Source organism: Sphingosinicella sp. CPCC 101087 (assembly GCF_004151485.1).
Classification (GTDB): Bacteria; Pseudomonadota; Alphaproteobacteria; order Sphingomonadales; family Sphingomonadaceae; genus Allosphingosinicella.
In genome coordinates, this window is the sequence record NZ_SBFF01000005.1 from 1 (window position 1) to 18,772 (window position 18,772).

General features: G+C 64.9%; 18 protein-coding genes and 1 pseudogene. 6 read left to right on the forward strand and 13 right to left on the reverse strand.

The window, feature by feature from the left end:
• Positions 1 to 513: 513 nt before the first annotated feature.
• Together EKM57_RS08755 and clpB are read right to left on the reverse strand one after the other, a co-directional pair.
• Complete coding sequence (locus EKM57_RS08755; protein WP_129792132.1) at positions 514 to 1,476, reverse strand: 2OG-Fe(II) oxygenase; 963 nt, start codon at positions 1,474 to 1,476, stop codon at positions 514 to 516.
• 91 nt (positions 1,477 to 1,567) lie between these two features.
• Positions 1,568 to 4,237 (reverse strand): ATP-dependent chaperone ClpB, encoded by a 2,670-nt coding sequence (gene clpB, locus EKM57_RS08760; protein WP_129792133.1) that lies wholly within the window; start codon positions 4,235 to 4,237, stop codon positions 1,568 to 1,570.
• A 231-nt stretch (positions 4,238 to 4,468) separates the two neighbouring features.
• Here clpB and EKM57_RS08765 point away from each other — a divergent pair, with 231 nt between their 5' ends.
• From EKM57_RS08765 to EKM57_RS22470, 5 genes and pseudogenes are all read left to right on the forward strand, one after another.
• The gene (locus tag EKM57_RS08765; RefSeq protein WP_129792134.1) at positions 4,469 to 5,032 is read left to right on the forward strand and encodes a hypothetical protein; all 564 of its coding nucleotides are present in this window, start codon (positions 4,469 to 4,471) and stop codon (positions 5,030 to 5,032) included.
• The gene (locus tag EKM57_RS22460) at positions 5,029 to 6,060 is read left to right on the forward strand and encodes an OmpA family protein (RefSeq protein WP_129792135.1); all 1,032 of its coding nucleotides are present in this window, start codon (positions 5,029 to 5,031) and stop codon (positions 6,058 to 6,060) included. The genes EKM57_RS08765 and EKM57_RS22460 overlap by 4 nt, the downstream gene beginning before the upstream one ends.
• Before the next feature lie 377 nt (positions 6,061 to 6,437).
• Positions 6,438 to 6,491: pseudogene (locus EKM57_RS22770) on the forward strand (hypothetical protein); the annotation flags it as partial.
• 3 nt (positions 6,492 to 6,494) lie between these two features.
• Positions 6,495 to 6,710 (forward strand): hypothetical protein, encoded by a 216-nt coding sequence (locus EKM57_RS08775; protein WP_129792136.1) that lies wholly within the window; start codon positions 6,495 to 6,497, stop codon positions 6,708 to 6,710.
• Positions 6,711 to 7,266: 556 nt separating this feature from the next.
• Positions 7,267 to 10,422, forward strand: coding sequence for a calcium-binding protein (locus EKM57_RS22470; RefSeq protein ID WP_129792137.1), 3,156 nt, complete (start codon positions 7,267 to 7,269; stop codon positions 10,420 to 10,422).
• A 119-nt stretch (positions 10,423 to 10,541) separates the two neighbouring features.
• Here the strand turns inward: EKM57_RS22470 and EKM57_RS08785 are convergent, their stop codons facing one another.
• The 11 genes from EKM57_RS08785 to EKM57_RS22225 form a co-directional block, all read right to left on the reverse strand.
• Complete coding sequence (locus tag EKM57_RS08785) at positions 10,542 to 10,982, reverse strand: 4'-phosphopantetheinyl transferase superfamily protein (RefSeq protein WP_129792138.1); 441 nt, start codon at positions 10,980 to 10,982, stop codon at positions 10,542 to 10,544.
• Positions 10,983 to 10,985: 3 nt separating this feature from the next.
• The gene (locus EKM57_RS08790; protein WP_129792139.1) at positions 10,986 to 11,312 is read right to left on the reverse strand and encodes a hypothetical protein; all 327 of its coding nucleotides are present in this window, start codon (positions 11,310 to 11,312) and stop codon (positions 10,986 to 10,988) included.
• 107 nt (positions 11,313 to 11,419) lie between these two features.
• Positions 11,420 to 12,421, reverse strand: a complete 1,002-nt coding sequence (locus EKM57_RS08795; protein WP_129792140.1) for a nucleotide kinase domain-containing protein — start codon at positions 12,419 to 12,421, stop codon at positions 11,420 to 11,422.
• Positions 12,422 to 12,520: 99 nt separating this feature from the next.
• Positions 12,521 to 13,291 (reverse strand): deoxycytidine triphosphate deaminase, encoded by a 771-nt coding sequence (locus tag EKM57_RS08800; RefSeq protein WP_129792141.1) that lies wholly within the window; start codon positions 13,289 to 13,291, stop codon positions 12,521 to 12,523.
• Entirely contained in the window at positions 13,278 to 13,853 is a 576-nt protein-coding gene (locus EKM57_RS08805; RefSeq protein ID WP_129792142.1) for a hypothetical protein, read from the reverse strand. The genes EKM57_RS08800 and EKM57_RS08805 overlap by 14 nt, the downstream gene beginning before the upstream one ends.
• On the reverse strand, positions 13,850 to 14,671 hold the full coding sequence (locus EKM57_RS08810) for a hypothetical protein (protein ID WP_129792143.1): 822 nt from the start codon (positions 14,669 to 14,671) through the stop codon (positions 13,850 to 13,852). Before EKM57_RS08810 ends, EKM57_RS08805 begins: the two co-directional genes overlap by 4 nt.
• Before the next feature lie 2 nt (positions 14,672 to 14,673).
• Positions 14,674 to 15,312 (reverse strand): C1 family peptidase, encoded by a 639-nt coding sequence (locus EKM57_RS08815; RefSeq protein ID WP_129792144.1) that lies wholly within the window; start codon positions 15,310 to 15,312, stop codon positions 14,674 to 14,676.
• Positions 15,309 to 16,328, reverse strand: coding sequence for a protease inhibitor I42 family protein (locus EKM57_RS08820; protein ID WP_129792145.1), 1,020 nt, complete (start codon positions 16,326 to 16,328; stop codon positions 15,309 to 15,311). The genes EKM57_RS08815 and EKM57_RS08820 overlap by 4 nt, the downstream gene beginning before the upstream one ends.
• A complete protein-coding gene (locus EKM57_RS08825) occupies positions 16,321 to 16,677 on the reverse strand; it encodes a helix-turn-helix domain-containing protein (protein WP_129792146.1) in 357 nt (118 codons plus the stop codon). The genes EKM57_RS08820 and EKM57_RS08825 overlap by 8 nt, the downstream gene beginning before the upstream one ends.
• A gap of 10 nt (positions 16,678 to 16,687) precedes the next feature.
• Positions 16,688 to 17,056: a hypothetical protein gene (locus tag EKM57_RS08830; RefSeq protein ID WP_129792147.1), complete on the reverse strand. Its 369-nt coding sequence runs from the start codon at positions 17,054 to 17,056 to the stop codon at positions 16,688 to 16,690.
• 278 nt (positions 17,057 to 17,334) lie between these two features.
• A complete protein-coding gene (locus EKM57_RS22225) occupies positions 17,335 to 17,553 on the reverse strand; it encodes a hypothetical protein (protein ID WP_206185357.1) in 219 nt (72 codons plus the stop codon).
• 306 nt (positions 17,554 to 17,859) lie between these two features.
• Here EKM57_RS22225 and EKM57_RS08840 point away from each other — a divergent pair, with 306 nt between their 5' ends.
• The gene (locus tag EKM57_RS08840; protein ID WP_129792149.1) at positions 17,860 to 18,756 is read left to right on the forward strand and encodes an HNH endonuclease; all 897 of its coding nucleotides are present in this window, start codon (positions 17,860 to 17,862) and stop codon (positions 18,754 to 18,756) included.
• The last annotated feature ends 16 nt before the right edge of the window (positions 18,757 to 18,772 follow it).

Below are 18,772 nucleotides of genomic sequence, written 5' to 3' on the forward strand. Positions count from 1 at the left end.
GCGAAGGCTGGGGTCCAAGCGGCCAAGGTGACGCGCGCGGCATCGTCGGCGAACCACTTTCGCGGACGGCCGAGAAGACGCCCCACCGCCAACGTCCCCCCCCCCGTCACCCCAGCGAAGGCTGGGGTCCAGACGGACTTGGCGACGCGCGCGGCGCTTTCGGAGAATCGGCTTGGACCCCAGCGTCCGCTGGGGTGACGAATGAGGGCGAAAGGGCTGGGCCGATGCGCTCGGCCCCTCATCACCTGCCGCATCGTCACCCCAGCGAAGGCTGGGGTCCAAGCGGACGAGACGACGGGCGCGGCATCGTCGGCGAACCACCCCGAATCCCAGCCTCCGCGAATGGAAGGCGAAAGCGCCACCCCGCCAACATCCGCCCCCTTCGTCACCCCAGCGAAGGCTGGGGTCCGAGCAGCCCGGAACGTGCGCGGCATCAAAGAAGAGCCTCAATCGGCCCCAGCTTCCGCCGCATGCTGGTTCAAGAAGGCGCCAATTCAGTAGTCCCCAAGCCCCTCACCACGTCTCTTCCTCCCAGGGATGATAGCGTCGCGCCCTGATCCACCGCGTCGCGAGCCACTTGGTCCCCTGGGTCACCGGCAGCCCGGCGTGGCGCGTCCGCGGGTCGCCCGCGCCCGCCTCGTCGACGTTGCGGAAGATGAGGGCGTCGCCCTCGCGCCCGGCAAATTCAACTCCGGCCAGGTCGAACCGCGTCCCTCCGCCGCCATAGCCGTGGTTGAGATAGACCAGCACCGTCCACTGGCGCTGGTTCGCCACTCCCGGAAGCGCGTCGACATGCGGCCGATATTCCTGCCCCGGCAGGTAGCGCAGCACGTGCAGCGGCTCGCCCTGCTCGGGCCGGGTCCCGGTCACCTGCGCCAGCCGCGCGTTGATCAGCTGGATCACCCGGTCCTCCGCCGTGGGCCCGAAGCTCATCCCGCTCGACGTGCGCACGGGATGCGGGATCCGCTGCCCGGTGCGCGGGTCGAGCACGAAGCTCGGCTCCAGCTGCGGCTCGGCCAGGATCCGGATATAGTTGCATTCCTGCGGGCTGAGCAGGCCGCGTATCGCGCGGATGATCGGGCTCTCCAAGAGGGTCTCGACCGGAAGGCGGCGGATCTCGCCGGGCGTCCGCATCGCCTTGACGGAAGCGAGCTGCACCGCCGCATAGGGATCCGCTTTCTCGATCCGCCGCAGCAGCTTCGCCGCCTTGTCCGGGTCGCGCCGCCCGGGCGTGCCGTTGCCGACCAGGGTCGCCTTCAGCCGGATCGCCGCGACCTGTCCCGCCGCTACGGCCTTATCGAGCAGGGCATGCGCCGCCTTCACGTCGCGCGGCCCATATTGCCCGCCGAGCCGCCACTGCGCCATTTCGAGCCAGGCCTCCGCCTCGCCCGCCTGCGCCGCCCGCTCGACCAGGGCCGCATAATCCTGCGCCCGCCCGGCGGCGGCGGCGCCCCGCGCCTGCTCCATCAACGTCATTCGAACATCCTAGCGCACGAGCGCGCCGCAAGCATCCCTCTCCCCTCGGGAGCCTGGCCGATCCGCCCCTGCCGCCGCCAGGGGGAGGCCGTTACTCCCCGGCCGCGGCCTCCGCATCTTCCTTCCGCTCTTCCTGAGTGGCCGGTGAGCCCTGTCGAACCGGCCTATCGAAGGACGCCGCCCCGGTCTCCAGCACCAGCGCCCCGTCGCCTTCGTTCACGTGCACCGTCTCGCCGTCCTTCACCTCGCCGCGCAGGATCGCGTCGGCCAGCGGGTCCTGCAGATATTTCTGCACCGCCCGTTTCAGCGGCCGCGCGCCATAGACCGGATCGTAGCCGACCCGCCCCAGCCACGCCCGCGCCCCGTCGGTCAGGTCGAGCCTGATCTTGCGGTCCTTCAGCAGTGCCTGGACCCGCGCCACCTGTATGTCGACGATCGGGCCCATATGCTCCTGGGCGAGCCGGTGGAACAGGATGATCTCGTCCAGTCGGTTCAGGAATTCCGGGCGGAAATGCGCCCGCACCACCTCCATCACCTGCGGCTCGACATCGGCCACCGTCTGCCCGTCCGACAGGCCGGACAGGAAGTGGCTGCCCAGGTTCGACGTCAGGATGATGATCGTGTTGGTGAAGTCGACCGTGCGCCCCTGGCCGTCGGTCAGCCGCCCGTCGTCGAGCACCTGGAGCAGCACGTTGAACACGTCGCCATGCGCCTTCTCGACCTCGTCGAACAGGACGACCTGGTAGGGCCGCCGCCGCACCGCCTCGGTCAGCGAGCCGCCTTCCTCGTAGCCGACATAGCCCGGCGGCGCGCCGATCAGCCGCGCGACGCTGTGCTTCTCCATATATTCGGACATGTCGATCCGGACCATGGCGTGCGGATCGTCGAACAGGAAGTCCGCGAGGGACCGGGTCAGCTCGGTCTTGCCGACGCCGGTCGGCCCGAGGAACAGGAAGCTCCCCATCGGCCGGTTCGGATCCTGCAGCCCGGCCCGCGCCCGGCGGATCGCCCGGCTCACCGCGCCGACCGCCTGCTCCTGGCCGATCACCCTCTTGCCGATCGTCTCTTCCATCGCGAGCAATTTCTCGCGCTCGCCCTCGAGCATCTTGTCGACCGGGATCCCGGTCCAGCGCGACACGACTCCGGCAATATCCTCGCTCGTCACTTCCTCGCGAAGCATCGCCGAGCTGCTCGCCGCCTCGGCCTCGGCGAGCTGCTTCTCCAGCCCCGGAATGACGCCGTAGCTAAGCTCGCCCGCCTTGGCCAAGTCGCCGTTGCGCTGCGCCTGCTCGAGCTGCAGCCGCGCCGCGTCGAGCTGCTCGCGCACCTGCGCCTCGGCCTGGATCTTGTTCTTCTCGGCCTGCCAGCGGGTGGTGAGCTCCGCCGACTGCTGTTCCAGCTCGGCCAGCTCGCCCTCGAGCGCCGCCAGCCGGTCCTTCGAAGCCGCGTCGCTTTCCTTCTTCAGCGCCTCGCGCTCGATCTTCAGCTGGATGATCCGCCGGTCGAGCGTCTCGATCTCCTCGGGCTTGCTCTCCACCTCCATCCGGATCCGGCTCGCCGCCTCGTCCATCAGGTCGATCGCCTTGTCGGGCAGGAATCGGTCGGTGATGTAGCGGTTGGAAAGCGTCGACGCCGCGACGATCGCGCCGTCGGTGATCCTCACCTTGTGGTGGTTCTCGTACTTTTCCTTCAGGCCGCGCAGGATCGATATCGTGTCCTCCACGGTCGGCTCGCCGATGAACACCGGCTGGAACCGCCGCTGCAGCGCCGGGTCCTTCTCGACATGCTTGCGATATTCGTCGAGCGTCGTCGCGCCGATGCAGTGCAGCTCGCCGCGCGCCAGAGCCGGCTTGAGCAGGTTGGACGCGTCCATCGCGCCCTCGCTCTTCCCCGCGCCGATCAACGTGTGCATCTCGTCGATGAACAGGACGACTTCGCCCTCGGCCTGCTTGACCTCGTCGAGCACGCCTTTCAGCCTTTCCTCGAATTCGCCGCGATATTTCGCGCCGGCGATGAGCGATCCCAAGTCGAGCGCCATCAGCCGCCGGTCCTTCAAACTGTCGGGCACGTCGCCATTGGCGATGCGCAGCGCCAGCCCCTCGGCGATCGCCGTCTTGCCGACGCCGGGATCGCCGATCAGCACCGGATTGTTCTTGGTCCGCCGGGCGAGGATCTGGACGGTGCGCCGTATCTCCTCGTCGCGGCCGATGACGGGATCGAGCTTGCCGTCCCGCGCCGCCTGGGTGAGGTCGCGCGCAAATTTCTTCAACGCGTCGTACCTATCCTCGGCCGAAGCCGTGTCGGCGGTCCGCCCGCCGCGAAGGTCCTTGATCGCCGCATTGAGCGCCTCGGCCTTCACCCCGGCATCGGCCAGCGCCTTGCCCGCCGCCGTGCCGGAAGCGAGCACAAGCGCCAGCAGCATCCGCTCGACCGTTACATAGGAATCGCCCGCCTTCTGCGCGATCTGCTCGGCCGAATCGAGCAGCCGGATCGTCTCCCCGTCCAGCGCCGGCGTCGCCGAGCTCGCGCCGGTGCCGGTCACCGCCGGTATCTTGGCCAGCGCCTCGTCCGTCTCCCGCCGCGCCGCCTCGGCGCTGCCGCCGGCGCGAGTGATGAGGCCGGAAGCCATGCCCTGCTCGTCCTCGAGCAGGGCCTTGAGCACATGGGTCGGCGTGATCCGCTGATGGTTCATCCGCAGCGCGACGGTCTGCGCCGACTGCAGAAACCCGCGCGCCCGTTCGGTGAATTTCTCGAGGTTCATGACGGTGTCTCAAATCCCTTTCACGTGACGAGGCGAGATGTAGTGTTGCAGATGGGCAACACAAGAGATCGTCCCGGCGCTTGGCGATACCATCTTTCGCCCCGTCGATCAGCCCGACCGAGCATCGGTCGCCGGCTGGTCCGGGGGTCGCGGAACGCCGGACGCGATCTGAACCGAAACGCATCCGTCACGTTAATAGGCCGCTCCCGTCTGCAAAGGAGAGGCTCGGATATGCGAAGTTTTCTGCTTGTGCTGGTCCTGTCGACGTCCGCTTCGCTGCTCGGCGCCTGCGGCCAGCAGGGCGCGGACGATCCACAACCGGCCTCCGTGAACGGCAATGCGGCGCAGGAGGCGCCCGCCGCCGGCAACGAGGCGGCGAGCGATGCGTCCCTGTGGAACGGCGGCGCGGAGCTGTCACTCGACATCCAATCGGCCCACCCCAACGGCGTGGTGCTCCAGTTGACCTCGATCCAGTCTCGCCCGACCGAGACCGTGGTCGGCATGCGCGTGATCAACGGCCGCGATCGCGAGATCGCGCTCAATCGCTACAACCGACGCAGCGGCTATATCGTGCTCGATAGCGGGGAGCGCCTCTACCTGTCGCCGCCCGCGAGCAACACGAATCTGTCCATTCCGGCCGGCCAGACGCTGGAGGGGGAGTTGGTCTTCCTCGGCCGTCTGCCCCCGGTCCGCTCCGCCGTTCTGATCCTCAACGAGAACGGCTCGACCGACAGCGAATATACCGCCCTGCCCGCGTTCCGCATCGACCTGCCTCTGGGGGACGCGGCGCAATGACCGGGCGGCTCCGCACGGCATCGATAGGGCTGGCCGCCGCGGTCGCGCTCGTCGCCGGATGCGGCGAGGGCGGCTTCCTGTCGGGTGGGGGCGGCGGTGCCGCCGTCGACGCGCAGGTGGCGCATCCCGGCGGCGTGGTGCTTCAAATCCTCTCGCTTCGCGCCGACGGCGAGCGCGCGCTGGTCGATCTCCGCGTGCTGAACGGCCGCGACCGCGAGATCAGGCTCAACCAGGGGCGGGAGAACAGCTACATCCTGACCGACTCCGGCGAGAAGCTGCTCCTCGTCCCGCCGGCCGGCAATCCCAACCTGGCCGTGCCGGGCGGCCGCAGCGCCGATCTCGCTCTGGTATTCGAAGGCGCGCTTCCCCGCAGCGGCACCGCAACCCTCGTGCTCAACGAGGACGGAAGCATGGATTCGGTCCATTCCAGCGATCCGCGCTTCGATGTGAGCCTCCCGCTCGCCGGAGCCGGCGGCGGCGGCATCCCCGAAGTCTCGGCAATGTCCAACTTGCGGCCTAATCCGGCGACGGCGCTTCGTCCGGCCGCCGCGCCGGGCTCGTCGCTAGCCGCCGGCGCGCAGCGCGAGAGCAGCCTCCAGGCCGTCGATGCGCTGAAGTCGGAGCTCGGCGCGGTCGAGACCGATCGCGGCACGATGGTTTCGCTCCCCGGCGACGTCACCTTCGATTTCGATCGGGCGACGATCCGCGCCGACGCCCGCCCGACCCTCGACCGGCTGGTCGCGCTGATCGAGGCGAGCGGCGAGGGTGAGATCTCGATCGAGGGCCACACCGATTCGAAGGGCGAAGATGCCTACAACCGGCGCTTGTCTGAACAGCGCGCGGAGGCGGTGAAGGCCTATCTCGCCTCGAAAGGCGTGGCCGAGGACCGGCTGAGCACCCTCGGCCTCGGCGAAACCCGCCCGGTCGCGCCCAACGCTAAGCCGGACGGCTCCGACGACGAAGAGGGGCGCCAGCGAAACCGGCGGGTGGAGGTGATATTGCCCGCAGGGGCGGCGCCAGAGGAGTGAGGGGCGGGGTGCCGGCCGGACGCCGCCAGGCTCGCCCCCTCCTGGTGAAGGCCGTTTAATTGGGGCCTCGTCGTTTCACCGTTCCGCTCACTGCCAGCACGCAGACTAGTGAACTGGTCGAAATGCTCCTTTACGAAAGCGGCGATCACCGATCTTAACGTAGAGCGGCCAACGAGAGCGCTCGACATCGATGCGGCAGATGGTGTGCGCCCCGACAGTTGGCAAACTGACCCTGATCTTCGTCGCGCGAAACGCCGTCGGGAAATGAGTTCCCATTAGATTGGTGAGGTGCAACTCCGTCTTGTCCCGGCTGCCGCCGAGGGAGACCATGTCCTCGCCAAGACCGGTCACTCCCCGTCGTCACCGCCTCCGGCAGCGATTCCATCTACGGCGGAACCGGCACCAACGTCCTGAGCAGCGGCGCGGGCGCGGACGTGATCTCGTCCCAGGGCGTTGACACGGTCGACGGCGGCGTCGATTTCGACAGCTGGAGCGGACTCTATGGCGAAGCCACGGCGGATCTCGTCTTCGACTTCGACGGAGCCTCCGGAACTCTGTCCAACGGGACCCGGCTGGCCAATATCGAGGCCGTGTCGCTCATCACCGGTTCGGGCGACGACACGTTCAACATAGGCGCGCCCGTTCGGTGAATTTCTCGAGGTTCATGACGGTGTCTCAAATCCCTTTCACGTGACGAGGCGAGATGTAGTGTTGCAGATGGGCAACACAAGGGATCGCCCCGGCGCTTGGCGATACCATCTTTCGCCCCGGCGATCAGCCCGACCGAAGCATCGGCCGCCGGCTGGTTCGGGAGACGCGGCGGCGGGAGAAGGCCCCTTTCCCCCTATCTCCGCGGGCGGCCGGTATCGCCGCGCGCCGGTCCAGATCCGGTGCGGGGACCATGCAAAGCAAAGCAGCGAAGCCGAGACTCGGCCCGCCCCGGAACTACGCTGCCCCTTCGCAGGCCGTCCTTTACTTGATTGGCGCTGATAGGTCGGCTTGGAGAGCGACTACCTTTGCTCGGCACAAATGTTCAGTGGAAGATCGAAGTCATTGTCTTGAAACATGTCCGACGGATCTTGGAGAAAAGACTGTCTTCGTCCGGCATCGAAAACGGTTTTTCATGACCTCCGCCGACGCATTTCCCCCGCTTGCGCCTGAAATGGCGGCGTGCGAAGTCAAGCGCGCGGATAGGGGAGAATCTCGATGGAGCAATCCAAGTCGATCGCTGCGGCTGGCCTTGGGCAATGGACCGGCTTGCGGATCATCAGGGGCACCAACGGCGATGATCGCCTCGTCGGCACGGGCCGCGACGAGCTCTTCGTTCCGCTGCTCGGCAATGACCGAGTCGACGGGCGCGGCGGGCGCGATGCCCTGCTGGTCGATTACAGCGCGGTGGCGCCGGGGGACCCTTCCGAATCCTGGATTCGCTCGTCCGGCGGGTCGTTCGACGGCACGATCGTGTCGAGCGGCGCGGCGAACCAGGTCTCCTTCGCCAATATCGAGGATCTGTGGGTCGCATTCGACGCCGGGGACAATCTCGTCCATCTCGACGGCGCGGCGCTCGCCGGAAGGACCGGCATCGCCTTGTACGGAAACGGGGGCACGGACACGTTGGGCGCCGATTTCAGCGCGCTTGCGGGCGCGACGACCTTCCGCGTCCTGGGCAATGAGATCGTCGTCGGCAATCGCGGCACCTATCTCGATTTCGAGAATTTCGATCTGACGCTGGGGCGCGGCGCGGACAATGTCGTCCTCGGCGCGGGCGACGACATCGTCCATGGCGGCGCTGGCAACGACCATCTCGACGGAGGCGCCGGAAACGACCGGCTGGTCGGCGGCGCCGGTCGAAACACCCTGGTGGGCGGCGCGGGCGACGACGTGCTCGTCTCCACCGGTGCGGACACGGTCCGCGGCGGCAGCGGCAACGACACATGGATCGGGACCTTCGACGGCACCGCCCAGTCGTTGACCTTCACCTTCAACGGCGGCACCGGTGCGGGTTCGCTCGGCAACGGCGCCGCGCTCACCGGCATCGAGAATCTCGAGCTCGAGACGGGCTCCGGCAACGACAGGTTCACGCTCACCGACCTTCGCGGCTCGGCCTTCATCCATGCCGGGGCCGGCACCGACACGCTGATCGTCCGCACGACCGGGGCGAACGCATTCCTGCCTTTCCATACTTCCACCATCGGGTCGGACGGCGCGGGCGGGCTGGCGGGTGATGTCGCCGGCAACGATTTCGCCTTCACCGCCTTCAGCGGCATCGATCGCCTGACCTACACGGCCGGCGATGACGAGGATCAGGTCATCGTCGACGCGGCCGCGCTGGTCGGCGGGGCAAGGCTCTCGGTCGATGCGGCGGGTGGCCTGGACAGGCTCGTCCTCGATGTCTCAGCGTTCGACGGCACGACGTTCAAGGTTGCCGCCAACGGCGCGATCTCCGGCAACGTCCCGGGCACCTATCTCAACTTCGAATCCTACGCGCTCACGCTCGGCAATGGCACCAACGTCGTGACGACCCGCGCCGGCGACGACACGATCGAAGGTGGCTCCGGCAACGACAGCCTGTCGACCGGCGCCGGAAACGACTGGATCTCGGCCGGTGCAGGTGTGAACGTCGTCCATGCCGGCAGCGGCGACGATTCGATCTTCTCCAGCGGCGTCGACACGATCGACGGCGGCGAGGGCTTCGACGGGTGGCAGGGCGATTACCGCCTGGCGAGCGAGAATTTGACGGTCGCCATCGCAGCGGGCGCCGGCGCGATCTCGAACGGCACCACCTTCGTCAACATCGAAGGGGCAACCGTCTACACCGGTTCGGGCGACGATTCGATCAGCGTCGCCGGCCTCGCACACGCGAACGTCTATGCCGGTGAGGGAGACGACACCCTCACCGTGGACCATAGCGCCAGCGACGCTGGCGGCTTCGCGTTCATCGGCAATGGGGAGGGGAGCTTCTACGGCAACTTGGCCTCGGGCGATGCCCGGACCGACTTCGCGGGGATCGAGCACCTCGCTTACACCGCGTCGGCCGGCGATGATCAGATCATATTGGACGCAGCGCCACTGGCCGCGGGCACCACCCTGTCGCTCGACGGTGCTGGCGGGCATGACTCGCTCGACGCCGATTTCACCACCTTCGGCGACATTCACTTCGCCGCCGATGTCGCCGGGAACGTGACGAGCACCGTCGGAAGCTTCGCAGGCTTCGAGACCTTCTCGATCCGCACAGGTGCCGGAAACGACCACATCGTCACGCTGTTCGGGAACGACATGCTGCGCGCGGGAGGCGGCAGCAATTGGCTGAGCAGCGGCGCGGGCTCCGATGAGATCTGGTCCGAGGGCGTGGACACGGTCGACGGAGGTGACGACTTCGACACCTGGCACGGACTCTATGGCGAAGCGACGTCGGACCTGGTCTTCACCTATGACGGCGCCTCGGGGGCGTTGTCCAACGGCACGCAGCTGACGAACATCGAGACGGTCGACCTCATGACCGGTTCGGGCAACGACGTGGTCGACATCGCCGGCACGGCCTACGGCATTTTCAGTGGCGGGACGGGAATCGACAGCCTGAATGCCGACTTTTCCGGAACGGTGCCGAACGAAGCCCCCGACCATACTCAGGTGACCGTCTACGGAGAGGAAGTCTCCGGCGTGCTGAACGGTCTGAGCTCATTCTATTTCTTCGACAATCTCAACCTCGTGGCAAGCGACGGGGATAGCGAGATTCATCTGCAGTTCTGGAACACGTTCGGGGCAAGCACGCTCGCCTTCGACGGCGGTGCCGGCAACGATAATCTGTGGCTCGATGCAGGGATGCTTTTCGAGGACGTCGTGTTCACCGTCCAAGGCGACGGAACGGCAAGCAACAATCTTGGCGTCACGCTTTCCGGTATCGAAAGCTTCCGCATCACGACCGGCAGCGGCAACGACGTGATCGCGACCGGCGCCGGCGACGACTTCCTGTTCGGCGGCGACGGCGACGACATTCTGTCGGGGGGAGCCGGTCTCGACGATCTGACGGGAGGATCGGGCGCCGACACCTTCCTGTTCGAATCCCTCGGTGAGTTCGCGCAGGGCATTCCGCGGGATGCGATCATGGATTTCGCGTCGGCGGAAGGGGATCGGATCGACCTCGCCGGGGTGGATGCTGATGTCAACGCATCGGGAGACCAGGCCTTTACCTTCATCGGAGATGCGGCCTTCACCGGCAACGGTTCGGCAGGCGAGCTTCGGTACGAAACGAACGGCTTCAACAGCCTCGTGTACGGCGACGTGGACGGTGACGGCGCCGCCGATTTCACGCTCTATGTCACCAACGTGGCAAGCCTCTCGGCTACGGATTTCGTGCTGTAGGCGAGCTGGCGCGGGGTCACTCGCTGCGACGCGGCGGACTAACTTTCGCTATGCCGCGTGCCTATTCGGGCGACCGCGTTGCGCCACTCATTGCCGTTCGAAGGCGATCTCGACGGCACTTATAGCCGCCGTTCGTTCAGCTGGCCGCTCGATGAGTGATCTTGGTGTACCACGGATATCATGACGCAGGCCCGTGCCAGGCCGTTCTTGCTTCCGATGTCAAGCGAGATGACAGATTGAAAGCCAATTGGCGTAAGTGCTTCTAGCCTCGCTATCGCGCCGCCAAAGAGTGCAATCGTGGCGGGCAACGTTACTTGATCGACCGAGATATCGTACCAATCGACGGTCTCGTCGATCCCGGTTCCGAGCGCTTTTGCGCAGGCTTCCTTGGCACAGAAGGCGCGCGCGAAAAAGGCTGCCTCGGTCAGATTGGCGGGGACCCATGACCGTGCGAGTTCCTCCTCAGAAAATACTTCCTCGAGATAGCCGCGCCCAAATCGCGCCAGTGAACGGCGAAACCGCTCGATCTGCAGGATGTCAGCGCCGATCCCGACCAGCACCGATTACCACAAAGCTCGGATGGCCAGGACACAAGCGAGAAATGCGGCGATCCAGAGCAGCAGCGTCGCGGTCGCCCCTTCGGCGCGCAAGCCCATGACTTGGATCGTCGCGGCGCCGCCGATGCAGCGTGCCGCTGCGACGACGGCGAGGCTGAGCAAGGCGGCCGCAGGAATTCCAATGATCGCCGGACCATGCGCTAGAACGAGCCCGAGAAGCTGGGCGTCCGGCAAGCGGCGAACCAGCACGACGATGCTGATGATCGCTGTCATGCAGGCGATGATCGTGACGATGAGTGCGCTTCCGCCGATCGGCCAAAACGCCTCGCGCACGGTCGATGCAGTGGCTGTCGACTGCGTCGGGCTGGCTGATCCTCCCGTGGACCCGGCCGGCGGCGGAGTGGCCGGAGCCGCATTGGGCGGCGGTGGGGCCGGCGCGGTCATGCGAAAAGGTTACGCTTGCGCATACAGAGCGGCGGCGCGTTCAGATCAGCCTTGGTCACATCGAGCCCCCATTTCGGCGGAAACATTGGCACCGGGATCGGTGTGGTCGTCGCCCGGAACCTCTGCTTGATGCGCGTCCGCCCGCTGATCCCCGCGAACTGCGGATGCGATACGCGGGCATATTTCGAGATTTCACATAGCAGGTTTTGGCAGTCAATCGGCTGGAGCCTGCGGCCGTAGAGCGTTTGAAAATCGATCCGGCGGGCTGCGAAGGCGCGTTCCTGCTGGTCACAGATCCAATAGATCGTTTCCTCAGGGCTTTGGCCGCTTAAGTCCTCGAAACATTTGGCCAAGCCGTCGAGCGCGCCCGGCCCCGCCACGACGAAGCCGGCCTCGTCGTGGTCGAGCAACACCGAGTAATTGAGGTCGATGGTGTATTGGAAAGCGAGGAATCGGCCAATGCCCGACCAGCGGAGCAGCGCCTCATAGACCGCATCGAGCGTCGGCAGTTGCTGTAGCCGCTGCGGGAGCCGCTGGTCCATCATGCGGGCGATGAGTGCGAGATGGTTGGCGTGCTTGCGTGCATGCCCGTAAGGCGGCGAGGGCATGATGTAGGCCGCCGAATAGATGCGGCGCCCTGACCGCATCAGCGCGTCGAGGGTCGCGTTGATGCGGTCGAGGTCGGCATTGGCCCAGGTCAGCGGTCCGAGCTTCGCCTCGAGCGCCTCCCAGGTGTCGATCCGGTTGAAGATCTTGAACAGGATGGTGCGGAAGAAAAGTTCGTCGGGCGTGCCCGGCCGATCGGAGCGGTATTGCACCTCGCGGATGAGATATTGGCTGACGCGGTCGCTTGCACGATAGCTGTTGGTGAACCGGTGGTTCGCTAAGACCGTGTCATTCGTCCACGGTCCCATCGGCTCGGCTAGACGCCTAAAGTAGACACGCTGCCGCTCGGCCGCGAATTGCCAATAGAGATCAAAGACTTCGGTTGCTTGCATTGTGTACCGGGGTGGTCGGAGCGATCGGACGCCGCCGCCCACATCCGCGTCGCGTCGTACTCGACAGGACCCGATCCGGGCAACGCTCGCTCTCTCCAGTCAGTTCGCGTTCGTCAAGCTGTTCTGATCGGCTGCGGTCGCGTTCGTCGCGCTTTGACTGGCATTGGTGGTGATTGCCGCATTGGCCGGTCCGGGGGGGCGATCGATCCCACATTGCTTGAGCCCTAGCGTCAGCACCACGCCCGCCGCCAGCCCGAATCCCCATTTGAGTACGGCCTGCTCGCGCTCGAGCGCCGTGACGCGGTCGGTGAATTTTTTCTCGGTCTCGCTGATCTTGCTCTCGAGTCCGGCGAAGGACTGGATGCCGGCGGCAAGCGGGCCAGTTAGGTGCGAAGGAATATTCGCATAGCCGAACTTGGTCTGCGCCGGCCCCGCCTCGGCAAGATCAGCATACCAGATCAGAAAGCATTCCTCGTTGCGCGACAGATGCACTGCATTGGGTCCGGCGTTGAACACCGAGAAGAGCAGCTTGCCTTTGAAGCCTGGATCAACGTGAAACCCGGAGACGTTGACCAACCCCGCGAACTTGTAGCTTGCTCGGATTGAAATGAGCGCCAGCGCTTCCGCAGGCACTTCGATCTCCTCCTCGGTTAGGATGAAGCCGAACTGGCCGGGCGGAACTGTAAACCCCGCGCCGGCCGTGAGCTGGGTCTTGGCCTTGTTGCGCAGGTCACCGGGCTGGCCGGTCGGCGAGACATAGACTTCCTCGCCGACGCTCAGCCGGTACGCCGCGCCATCCAGTCGCTTCGCGTCATAGCCCGGGATAAACTTTGGGAGCTCGCGGGCGAGCTTCTCGCTACCCCAGAACATTGTCGTTTCGGACTGGCCGGCACCGCTGGATGAAATCGTCGAACGGCGAGCGCTTCTCGACATCGCGCAGTCGCGCTTTGTAGGCGGGGACGATGTCGATGCCGCGCTGGCTGACGCCGTGGAGCACAACCGCTGCTAGGGCTGTATTGGCCTGTTTCATCAACGCCTTGAACGGCAAGTCCTCGATATGATCGAGCGATTCGCAGGCCTTAGCCAAAGCGCCTGTCTCTTTGACGAAGGCGCGCCATCCAGACGCCCCCCCCGCCTCGCTATCGCCGCTGGCATCGACGTTGCGGCCCGCCAAGTCGCGGGACAGGTCCTGCCCTAGCGTGTTGCCGATCGCTAGAATGATGGCGAAGGCGTCGATCAACGCCCGTTGGGCAAGCGCCGAATCTCCGCGGTCGTCTGCATCGAGGAGATAGGCGGCATACTTGGCCAAATGGAGCGCGAAATGCTTCATCCGCGTCGCCGGCGGCATCGAAGCGATATCGCGGTGATAGGCGTCATCATGCACCAGTTGGTGCCATTGCAGATCGCGCAACATACCCGTCACGTCCGTCACGCCAATGCGTCCTCTTGCTCCTGCACGCTATCTTGGATCCGCGCGCATTCGGCGATCAGCCCATCTACATCATGCTTCGTCCAATGGCCGCCACAGCCTCCCCCATCCCCACGATCAATCTTCGCATAGGTCGAATTGATCGTTAGACCGCCGATCGCCAGGCCGGTCTCGGATGCCAGAAAATATTGGAGCCTACCGAGGCCAACGAGGTTCCCGAACAACCGCCTAACATAATAATGCGACCGATAGGTAGCGTTCAGTCGGATCGCGCCGTCATAAACCTTGACGCTCAGATGACTTAGGCAAGGTCCGCCATAGAGCCGTCGGCGATCGGTCGCGCCCACGTAGATGGGAATGTCTTCCTCGAGCGGATGGCCCATGCCGAGCTCGAACGACGCCGTATACTTGCTGTGGGCGCGGATCTTCGCGACCATATCCTTGAGCGGGTTGTAGATACTCCCGTCGCGATCCTTCTGCCGCAGCAGCCGATAGGCATAGGTGCCCCAATTCTTATCGTTGCGTGCGGCATGGATCGCCTTGATGCGCGGCGGATAGATCTCGAACACGGCTTCGCACCCGCCTCGCATATATTCGTCGAGCGGGAAGATCGTCTCGGCAACCGTGTGGATGCTGTACGCGTCGTGCTTCTTAAAGAATGCATCGACGATCTCGTAAATCGCGCGATCGTCGGCCTCGAGGACCGTCGGCTCGCGGACGTGAAGGAAAACGTCGAAATCCTGGTGGCGGGGACACAGGTCGACATGCCGCACGGCCTTCAGCCACACCTCGGGAATCGTTCGGCCTTGAAGCAGTTCCATCTTTACCTCGTCACGATTGCGGCTGTCTGATGTAAATGATGCTCGACATAGTCCTGCCGTAGCCAAGCATGACCATTTAGACCCCAGTCGGTGCCCCAACTATTGCGCACCAGCAAGAACCGACGGTCCCGATCCGCGCCATGCCCGATCGCCAGCAGGGCATGGCCGCCCCGCACGATTTCACCCGCGTCGGGAGCGACGCGGCCTTCGGGGTCGGGCATATAGAAAGCATCGCTGATCAGCAGGCCAAGGACGACCGGTCGCTCGGCGTCGAGTTCCGCAACTATCTCATCGAACGACAGCCTGCCGACCCTCAGCGTGCCCCGAAACGGTTGGGCCATAAGGGCTGGCGGCGCCCAGCCGACGGGGATCGCGTCGAGATAGGGCCAATGGGTTTCGACCGGCTGGCCATCGTGCAAAAGCGCCTCAGCAGCTGCCTCCATCGTTGTCCCGGCATGAGGGCTCGCCCCCGGCGTGCGCGCTACGGCGTGGAAATAGAGATACTCGACCGAGAGATGCTCATCGACGCGTGCAAGATTCTCGTTGACAGCGGAAGTTGCGAAGGCAAGGCAGGTCGGCCGGTTGCCTTGAGATCGGACCATCAGCAGGGCGGGCCGCAGATCCCGGATGGCCTGGATCATTGGTTCAGTCCCAGACGCTGCCGATCAATGCGCGAAAGGCCCGGCCGCTCGGGTCCTTGGAGAGCAATAGCGATCTCGAACCACGCGGCGCCGGGTAAATCCGCGGCCCAGGGCTGTTGCTCATTCAGCGCGACGCGGCCAAGCCCGCCATGACGCGGTCGGGCGACGACGACGCGGCGCGACGGTGCGCCGTACAGCACCGGCGAGGTCTGAAACTGCGATCGGTCGGCGAGTAATTCCCAGTCATGGGCAACAAGCGCCTCGATGCCCCAACGTCGCCCGCTGCTCGGCGACTCATCTAGCTCGATCCGGAGCAGGTCGTCGGGATTGCCGAGTAGGGTTGCGCCATGGTCGCGCTCGGTCACTCTCCAGACATCGGCCCAGGAATCGTGGGGTTTGTGCCCCTCACCGAGGCCGGCCTTGAGGTCGGCGAGCTTGGCCCGGCTGAGTTCGCGGACCTGTTCATATGAGAGGATCTGATGGCTCAAGAGCCCCCAGCACGTCGCTTCGTAGCTCGCGACCATGCGCAGCGAGAGCTGATAAACTGTTTCGGGCAGAGGCAGGTCGTGCGCGAGGGTCCAGCCCTGCGCCTGGATGTGGTGGCGGTAGAGCCACCTTGGCAACACGAATTCGGCCGCGAAAGCCTCCGCCGCGACTTCGCGCAAATCCCGACCATCGGATGGCGAGTTGGGGCCGCGTTCGAGGATTTCCTGATCGACGCTTCCCTCATGCCCCAACGTATCATGGCCGAGCTCATGCGCGGCGGTGAACCGCTGGATATGCAGGCCCCGCTTGGTCGTGACCATGATGCCGCGCAAGGGGGCGGGCAAGCAAAGCCCGAGCGCGGAATCGAGCGGCTTGAACACGAGCGGGATATCGAGGTCGCCGATCGCCTCGAAGACATCGACAAAGCCCTGCCCCTCAGTCACCCGGCGGCGCAGATCGAGATCGGCGTGAAGCCGGTTCGCGGCGGCGATCGCCTCGAGGCGTGCGGCGCCGGCCGGCGACCTAGCCATTGCCGCCGACCTTGGGGGACCGGGCTTGCAGGAATTCGGCGAAGCGCAGCAGTTCGTCGCGGTCGTTCGCCGACAGTTCGGTTGCCGCGCGGGCGAGTGCCTTGACGCTTTCCGGCAGCGGGGGCAGTGGAGAGGTTCCGGCCAACGCGTCGACCGACTGGCCATAGACCTTGGCGAACCGCGCCAATTCCTCCGAGTCCACCTTGCGGCGGCCGTGCTCGATCAGCGACAACGCCGAACGTGACACGCCCACGGCGGTCGCCGCTTCCTCTTGGGTCAGTTCCAGGTACTCCCGTGCCTTACGGAGGCGTTCACCGATACCTCCGCCATTTCCGATCTCTTGACTCATCGGGTATCCCTCATGCCGGTTCGGCAACTTTGACCGGGCGGCGCTTCTTGACCTTCAACTCGCCGGTATAGACGCGCTCAAGCTTGGGCATCAGGTCGTTGATCATTTCCTCGCAGCTCTCATAGCCGCCGCGCTTGATGATTTCGGGCGGAAGCTCGATGTCCAGAACGGCGCGGGTTACCCGGGCCGCATCCACCACCCGCTTGGAATCGATCGCTGGGCGCATCCCGACGATGGATCCACCGGCGCCGGCGGGTGCGGGCGGCGGAGACCCGTCGATAGGCGCGGTTTCCTCCTCGAACCAGGCCTGCAGCTCCTGCACAAGCAGCGCCGACTTTTCCCTAAACCGCTTTCTCTGCTCTTCGATGTCCGGACTCATGACAGACCTCGTGTTCGATTATCGGACACATATGATGGTATATGTCAGGATTGTCAACGGCGGCACAGCCGGGTTAAGGCCCGTAAGTGGGATTCGGAGCTAAAGAACTGGCGCTGGCACAGCGTCCCACGGCCTTCTACAAACGTATTCAAAAAGGTCCTTTCCAACATGCAGAGCCGAAGCCAAATTCATCGCCAGCAGGCCAAGGTTTGTGTCCGCTTCCAGTGGCAAGCCTATCTTGAAGGTTTTCTTTCCCAGATTAAAAATCTTCTTATCGATCACATCGGTGGATCGCCGTGCGCGAAGCTGTTGCGGACACCCCCAAAAACACCGATGGCATCAAGCACCAAGCCCAACCACGGGTCATCCAACATTGCACCAAGCAAGCTCAGCTGGTGATCCATGCCTAGACGCGGAAGCTTGCTCGGCCTCGATACAAATCTTCGCAGGATCTGATCTACTTCGAGTTCAAGAGCTGCGTATCCGGTGATGATCACCGAAGCTTGGGGGTGAATAGACCGTAGTCGGTCACGAAGGCGCGCAATAGCTGCATCTGGCGAGTCCGGGTCATACTCATCCCCATAGGGTAATTCAAATGGGTCATCCGTCACCAGCCCGTCCATCCTGTTAGCCCAAGGCCGCGATCTTAAGCTCCTCTGCCCCAAGGGACGAGACGTCGGAATGGGACTATTTGATCGATCCGCTCAGGACGGAAAACTTGCCTCAGCGTCCAGAAGCAGAACGTCGGCTTGCGGCCAAAGCTGGACCTATGCGAGCCGTCTCTCCCGCGATAGCCTCTGCACATGGCCTTCGGCGTCTTCATTCACCGCGCTGACTCGATCTACGAGGACACCCCTGCCGAGCGGTACCAATTTCCGCGTCAGTACCTCGGCCGCGCGCAGGCATGCGAAGGCGACTGGATCGTCTATTACGAACCGCGCAAGGTGCCGGGCACCAAGGGCTATTTCGCCGTCGCGAAGGTCGAGCGGATCGTTCCCGATCCTTCTGCGCCGGGCATGTATCTGGCGTTGATCGAGCCCGGCTCATATCTGGATTTCGCCCACCCTGTTCCGTTCGCCGAGGAGAACGGCGTCATCGAACGCGGCGTTCTGAACGAAGAGGGTAATATCTCGGGGCGAGCCCAGGCCGCGGTCCGGGCGCTGTCCCCCAGCGACTTCAATCGCATTGTCGAAGCGGGATTGCGGGACGAAGCGCCGCTGCTGCCGCGATCCGAGCCCGCAGCATCTTCGGCGGTGGCCGAAGACCGCGCGCCGTTCATATTCGAACAGGCGCGGGACCGCGTCGCCACGCTGGGTTCGCGCATCGTGCGCGACCGCGTGTTCCGTCGCATCGTGCTGCGGGCCTATGATGAGCGTTGCGCGATTACGGGCCTGAGGCTGATCAATGGCGGCGGGCGTGCCGAAGTCGAGGCGGGGCACATACGACCCGTGGAAGCGAACGGACCCGACATCTTGAGCAACGGAATCGCGCTATCAGGAACCGCACACTGGATGTTCGACCGCGGACTTATCGGTCTTGCTGACGATCTGGAGATCCTCGTCTCACGTCAGGTGAACGATCGGGCCAGCGTTCGCGGGATCATCAACCCCACCGGTCGCGCGATTGTCCCGGCGCGGGTGGATGAGCGGCCACACCCGCATTTCCTGCGCTGGCATCGCGACCACTGCTTCAAGCAATAGTCGGCAGGCCCTCTCG